Raw genomic sequence first — 6,318 nt, forward strand, 5'->3', positions numbered from 1 at the left:
GTCCTCCACGATGGGGCACACGCTGGAGGAACTGGATCCGCGCGTGGCCCACGTGGCCAAGTGGCTGGTGGCCGTGGGGGACGCGGTGGCCACCGGGGACTTCGACGGGGACGGGCGGTTGGACCTGTTCCTCACGCACCCGCTGGGCACGCCGGAGCACCACGCGGGCCTCTACCGCAACCTGGGCGACCTGCGCTTCGAACGCGTCGCCGTGCCCGCGCTGGAGCGCTTCGCTACCCGCTACAAGCAGGAGGGGCTGGCGGGTGGCGGCACCTTCGTGGACTGGGATGGGGATGGGGACGTGGACCTCGCGGTGGCGGTGGCCTTCGGGCCGGTGCGGCTGCTGCGCAACACGCTGCGCGAGACGGGGACGGCGGGCTTCGAGGACGTGACGGAGGCGGCGGGCGTGACGGACCACGCGGTGAGCCTGGGGCTCACGTTCCTGGACTACGACCGGGACGGGCACCTGGACCTGCTGGTGCTCAACGCGATGACGACGCACCTGCCGGACTACCCGACGCCCACGCCGCTCAACCTCTTCCAGCTCCCCGCGCCGGAATACGAGGGCGACCGGCGGATGCTGCGCTTCATGCACGACGGCTGGCACGACGCGAACAACGGCGGGCACAACGCGCTCTACCGGGGGCGCGGGGACGGCACGTTCGAGAGGCAGGACGTCGCGGCGCTGGGGCTGCCCGAGACGCACTGGTCGCTCGCGGTGAGCACGGTGGACCTGAACCACGACGGGTGGACGGACCTCTATGTGGCCAACGACTTCGGGCCGGACGACGTCTATCTGAACGAGGCCGGGCGTCACTTCCGCCACGTCGTGGGGAAGCGCTTCGGAGAGGTGGGCCGCGACACGTACAAGGGCATGAACGCGAGCGTGGGCGACTTCGACCGCAACGGGTGGCTGGACGTGTACGTGTCCAACGTGCACCACGCGCTCCAGGCGGAGGGCAGCCTCTTGTGGATGGTGGAGCCGGGCGAGGACCCCTTCGTCCCCCGCTTCAAGGACGAGGCCACGTTCCGGGGCGCGCTCAACGAGCGCCGCTTCGGCTGGGGCGCGGCGGCGGGGGACCTGGACGACGACGGGTGGCCGGACCTGGTGCAGGCGAACGGCATGGTGGACGCGCGCCTGGATGCTCCGCGGTGGCGCATCCCGGAGGGGCAGCGCAACGACTACTGGTACGTGAACCACAAGCTGATGCAGTCGGGCCCGGAGGTGCACACGTACGCGGACAAGTGGGGCGACATCCGGGGCCGCGTGCTCTATCCGAACGAGGCGCGCCGCGTGTACCTCAACCTGGGTGACGCGCGGCCGGGGCACTTCGTGGACGTGGCGCGGGAGGTGGGCATCGACGCGCCGGACAACTCGCGCGGCGTGCTGATGGCGGACCTGGATGACGACGGGGACCTGGACGTGCTCGTCACGAACCAGCACGCGCCGGTGTCGCTGTACCGCAACACGCTGCGCGCGGCCGCCACGGACGCGAAGCCGGACGCGCACTTCGTGGGCCTGTCGCTCGTGGGTGATGGCCAGCGCACGCACCGGAGCGCGGTGGGCACGCGCGTCGTCCTCTCCTACGAGGAGGGCGGGAAGCGCGTGGAGCAGGTGCGCGAGGTGGGGCTGATGGGGGGCTTCTCCGCGTCGGCGGATCCGCGGCTGCACTTCGGCCTGGGCCGTCACGCGGGGCCGGTGAAGGCGACCCTTCACTGGTATGGCGCGGAGCCGCAGGAGGTGACGCTGGAGGCGGACCGCTATCAGGAAGTGCGTCAGCCCGCCGGTCCCACGGCGCGGCGGGGAGGACGCTGAAGCGATGCTCTCCGCGATGAAGGGCACCACCGTGCGGCGCGAGCAACTGGACGCCGACACGCGGGCGCGGATGCTGGCGTTGATGCAGTGCTGCTACGTGGGGGTGAGCGCGGAGCGCTTCCAGGAGGACCTGGACGCGAAGCAGTACGTGTTCCTGCTGCACGCGCGGCGCACGGGGGAACTGGTGGGGTTCAGCACGGTGCGGCTCGCGGAGGAGGGCGGGGTGGAGGTGCTGTATTCGGGGGACACGGTCATCCACCCGGACTGGTGGGGACACAAGACGTTGCAGGTGGTGTTCGGCCGGCTGCTGCTCGCGCGCAAGCTGCGCAGGCCGTGGCGGCCGCTGTACTGGCTGCTGTTGTCGGGCGGCTACAAGACGTACCTGCTGGCGGTGAACTACTTCCCGCGCACGCACCCGCGACGGGACTGGACGCCGCCGCGGGGGCGCTCGGAGTTCCTGCACGGATTGGCGGCGCGGTGGTTCGGCGCGCAGTACGACGCGGGGCGCGGCACACTGCGCTTCGACGGGGCGCACTACCGCGTGCGCGATGGTGTCTCGCCCATCGACCGGGACGCGGCGGCGCACCCTCACATCGCCTACTTCGCCGAGCGCAACCCGGGCCACGGCGACGGCGAGGAGCTGGTGTGTCTGGTGGAGATCCGTGGCTGGGACCTGCTGCGAGCGCTGGGGCGCAGCGTGTGGGGACAGCTGCGGCGTGGGGCTCGCCGCGAGCGCGATGCCTCGCGGATCCGCGTGGGGACGTGAAGTGCGGAGTGCGTGCCGGATGGCGAGTGTGATGCCTCGCGGATCCGCGTGGGGACGTGAAGTGCGGAGTGCGTGCCAGATGGCGAGCGTGATGCCTCGCGGATCCGCGTGGGGACGTGAAGTGCGGAGTGCGTGCCGGATGGCGAGCGTGACGCCTCGCGAATCCGTGTGGGGACATGAGGCGAGTCGTGCTTGCTGGAATGCGACTGTGATGCGTCACGGATCCGCGTGGGGACGTGAAGTGCGGAGTGCGCGCTGGAGGGTGACCGCGACGCGTAGCGGCTCTGCGTTGGGACGCGAAGTGCGGGACACGCGCTGGAGGGTGACCGCGACGCGTAACGGCTCCGCGTTGGGACGCGAAGTGCGGGACACGCGCTGGAGTGTTGTCGTGGCGCAGCGAAGTTCCCACGGAGACGTCAGATGCTGACTTCGCGCGGGATGCTGTCCGCGACGCTGGCGGCGCTGACGCCGTCCGCGCTGCGCTTCCGTCACGCGCTGCGAGCACCCGAAGCCGCGCAGGCGGAATGTCTGACGCGCGTGTTGCGAGCAGCGGAAGGGACGGTGCAGGCAGGACGGGTGGCGCACTTCGGTCGCATCCACACCGCGCGGGAGTTCCAGGACGCGGTGCCGGTATCCACGCCGGATGCGATGGCAGGAGACGTGGAGCGCATCGCCCGGGGAGAGGCCCGCGTGCTCACGCGCGAACCCGTGCTGCGCTTCGAGCTGTCCGGCGGCTCCTCGGGCGCGTCCAAGCCCGTGCCCGTGACACGGGGACTGCTGGGAGAGTTCCAGCGCGCACTGGCCCCCATGCTGCACGAAGTGCTCCTGCGTCGCCCCGCGGTGCGCGAGGGACCCAGCTACTGGTCCATCTCCCCATTGGGTCGCAAGCAGCAGCGGACCTCGGGAGGCATCCCTGTGGGCTCGGCGGAGGACAGCGCCTGGTTCCCGCGTCCCTTGCAGCCACTGCTCACGCGCGTCTTCGCGGTGCCCGGAGCCGTGGGACAGGCGCCGCACGTGGAGCCGTGCCGCTACGTGACGCTGTGGTTCCTGATCCGTTGCGCGAACCTGTCCCTGGTGAGCGTGTGGAATCCCAGCTTCCTCACACTGCTGATGGACGCCCTGGAGCGGCACGGTGAGCGCCTGGCGCAAGACCTGGAGCGCGGCACGCTGATGCCTCCCGAACACGACGCGGACGGCGTGCCCCTCTCCGGAGACACCACGGCGGGCTGGACTGCGCTCGTGCAGGGACTCCAGGGGGCGCGCGACCTGGAGAGAGCCCACGCACTCCGCGCCGCCCTGCGAGAAGGCGTGTCCTCCGCACGCACGCTGTGGCCGAAGCTCGCGCTGTTGAGCATGTGGACGGACGCCCAGGCAGCGCACGCGGTGGCCGCCGCGTGCCGGCGCTTCGAAGGCGTGGAGGTGCAGGGCAAGGGCCTGCTCGCCACGGAGGGCGTCATCACGCTGCCCCTCTTCGAGGCACCCGCGCCGGTGCTCGCGGTGCGCAGCCACTTCCTCGAGTTCGCGGATCCGGAGCGTCCGGACGCGCGCCCCCTCCTGGCGCACGAGCTGACGGCGGGCCGCACCTACGCGGTACTGCTCTCCACGTCCGGCGGATTGCTGCGCTACCGGCTGGGCGATCTCGTCCGCGTGGAGGGCTTCGTGCACGCGACCCCCTGCCTGCGCTTCATGGGCCGCGCGGACGCGGTGACGGACCTCGTAGGCGAGAAGCTCTCCGCCGCGCGGGTAGGCAGGGTGCTGGACGCCGCGCTGGGCACCCCACGTCCTGGCTTCGCCATGCTCGCGCCGGAGTGGGGGACGCCACCGGCCTACCGCCTCTTCCTGGAGACGGACGCACCGCTGGAGCCCACGGCGGCGGCCGTGGAGCGCGCGCTGTGCGAGGGCCACCACTACCGCTACGCGCGCGAGCTGGGACAACTGGGTCCGGTGCGAGCCCTGCGCGTGCAGCACGGGGCCCGGCGCTACGAGGCACGCTGCATCCACCTGGGACAGCGCGCGGGCGACATCAAGCCTGCGGACCTGCACCGTCAACCGGGCTGGTCCGACTGGTTCGCCGGAGCAACGCCATGAACGTGCGTCATCCCCCTCACGCCCGTCCCGCGGTGGACCTGGAGGCGGAAGCCGACCTCGCTCGCTGCGGAGCGCTGAAGGACTTCTGGTACGTGGCGTGTCTGTCCACGGAACTGCCCGCGAACCGGCCCGTGGCGCGCACCGTGTTCGGCATGGGGCTCGTGCTCTTCCGGGGACCGGACGGAGTACCCACCGCGCTGCGCGACCGCTGCCTCCACCGCAACGCGCGGCTGTCGAAGGGGGACGTGTTCGACGGACGGCTGGGCTGCCCGTACCACGGCTGGGTCTACGACGCGTCCGGCGCGGTGGTGGAGATCCCCGCGCTCGGGCCTCCGCAGCGCGGCGAGAAGCTGGACGCGAACGCCTGCGCGCACGAGGGCCTGAAGCCCGCGCCCTGCGACTTGGGGCGGCTCGCGCGCTTCCCCACGCGCGAGCAGGACGGGCTCGTCTACGTCTACCTGGGCGAGGACGTGACGCAGGCGCGAGCCGAGCCCTTCCGTGTGCCCTACTGGGGCGAGCGCGGCTGGACCGTCTACTTCATGGTGACGCGCTTCGCGAACGGCGTGACGAACCTGGTGGAGAACTTCATGGACGTGCCGCACACGTCCTTCGTGCACCGGGGCTGGTTCCGCAACCCCACGCGCAAGCGCGTCCCCTCCACGGTGAAGCGTCACGCGGGCCGCGTGCGGATGACGTACCTCCAGGAGGAGGACGCGCTCACGGGCCTGGGCCGCCTGTTCAACCCGCGCGGCCTGCCGCTGGTGCACACGGATGAGTTCATCGTGCCCAACATCACCCGCGTGGACTACCAGTGGGGTGACAGCGGCTTCGCCATCAACTCGCAGTGCACGCCCATCGGGCCCACGGACACGCTCGTGTACACGGCGATCAGCTACCGGCTGCCGGTGGACCTGCCGGGCGCGTGGGTGGGCCGCGCGCTGACGCCCTTCGTGCGCTGGTACACGAGCCAGGTCATCCAGCAGGACGTCGTCATCATGGAGACGCAGCGCCAGGGGCTCACGGACGGGCCCGGTGGCGGCGTGTACTCGGGCACGGAGGCGGACCTGCACCACGCGGACGTGGAGGCCTACCGGTGCTGGCTGCGCGAAGGCGCCCAGGGCCCCGGTCCCGAGGACGCGGAGCGCGACGTGGTGTTCTGGGTGTAGCCCGCGTCAGCCCATGCGGCGCAGGCCCGGCAGGTCCTCCGGGCGCAGCACCCAGCGCGGCGGCTCCGGCGGCGACGTGCGCGTGCCCACCTGCACGGCGGGGAAGCCCTCCACCAGCGCGTAGTCCGGGAACACCGTGTGCGCCTTCACCAGCGTGCCGGCGGCCACGTGACAGCCTTTGCCCAGGTGGCTGCCCTCGCAGAGGATGGCGCCGGGCTCCACCACCGTGCCCGCGCCCAGGTGGCACGCGTGCAGCACGCAGCCGGGTCCCACCACCACGCCCTCCTCCAGCACCAGCATGGTGTCCGGCAGCAGGTGCAGCACCGTGTTCTCCAGTATCTGCACCCGCGCGCCAATGCGGACCGGGCCGTTCAGGTCGCCGGTGATCTTCACGCCCGCGCCAATGATGGCGCCCGCGCCGATGACGACGTCGCCTGAGATCTCCGCGGAGGAGAAGAGGGTGGCGGTGGGGTGGACGAAGG

5 protein-coding genes are annotated in these 6,318 nt (G+C 71.5%); 4 read left to right on the top strand and 1 reads right to left on the bottom strand.

The window, feature by feature from the left end; all coding sequences use genetic code 11:
* The 4 genes from D7V93_RS35355 to D7V93_RS35370 all read left to right on the top strand — a co-directional run.
* Window positions 1-1,816 (top strand): CRTAC1 family protein (locus tag D7V93_RS35355; RefSeq protein ID WP_147451507.1); only part of this gene is annotated, 1,816 nt, incomplete at its 5' end.
* 4 nt (window positions 1,817-1,820) lie between these two features.
* On the top strand, window positions 1,821-2,582 hold the full coding sequence (locus D7V93_RS35360; RefSeq protein WP_120647553.1) for a hypothetical protein: 762 nt from the start codon (window positions 1,821-1,823) through the stop codon (window positions 2,580-2,582).
* A 420-nt stretch (window positions 2,583-3,002) separates the two neighbouring features.
* A complete protein-coding gene (locus D7V93_RS35365) occupies window positions 3,003-4,670 on the top strand; it encodes a GH3 family acyl-acid amido synthetase (protein WP_244237696.1) in 1,668 nt (555 codons plus the stop codon).
* On the top strand, window positions 4,667-5,836 hold the full coding sequence (locus tag D7V93_RS35370) for a Rieske 2Fe-2S domain-containing protein (protein ID WP_120647555.1): 1,170 nt from the start codon (window positions 4,667-4,669) through the stop codon (window positions 5,834-5,836). Before D7V93_RS35365 ends, D7V93_RS35370 begins: the two co-directional genes overlap by 4 nt.
* Window positions 5,837-5,842: 6 nt before the next feature.
* Here D7V93_RS35370 and D7V93_RS35375 read toward each other — a convergent pair.
* Window positions 5,843-6,318, bottom strand: a 476-nt coding sequence (locus D7V93_RS35375; RefSeq protein ID WP_372338386.1) for a gamma carbonic anhydrase family protein, incomplete at its 5' end; no start/stop codon positions are given.

Origin of the sequence: Corallococcus llansteffanensis, assembly GCF_003612055.1 — a bacterium.
Classification (GTDB): Bacteria; Myxococcota; Myxococcia; order Myxococcales; family Myxococcaceae; genus Corallococcus; species Corallococcus llansteffanensis.

What these genes read in the sequence shown, in the direction of transcription:
- D7V93_RS35360 (WP_120647553.1), top strand. Translation starts at nt 1,821, where the DNA reads ATGCTCTCCGCGATGAAGGGCACCACCGTGCGGCGCGAGCAACTGGAC.
- D7V93_RS35365 (WP_244237696.1), top strand. Translation starts at nt 3,003, where the DNA reads ATGCTGACTTCGCGCGGGATGCTGTCCGCGACGCTGGCGGCGCTGACG.
- D7V93_RS35370 (WP_120647555.1), top strand. Translation starts at nt 4,667, where the DNA reads ATGAACGTGCGTCATCCCCCTCACGCCCGTCCCGCGGTGGACCTGGAG.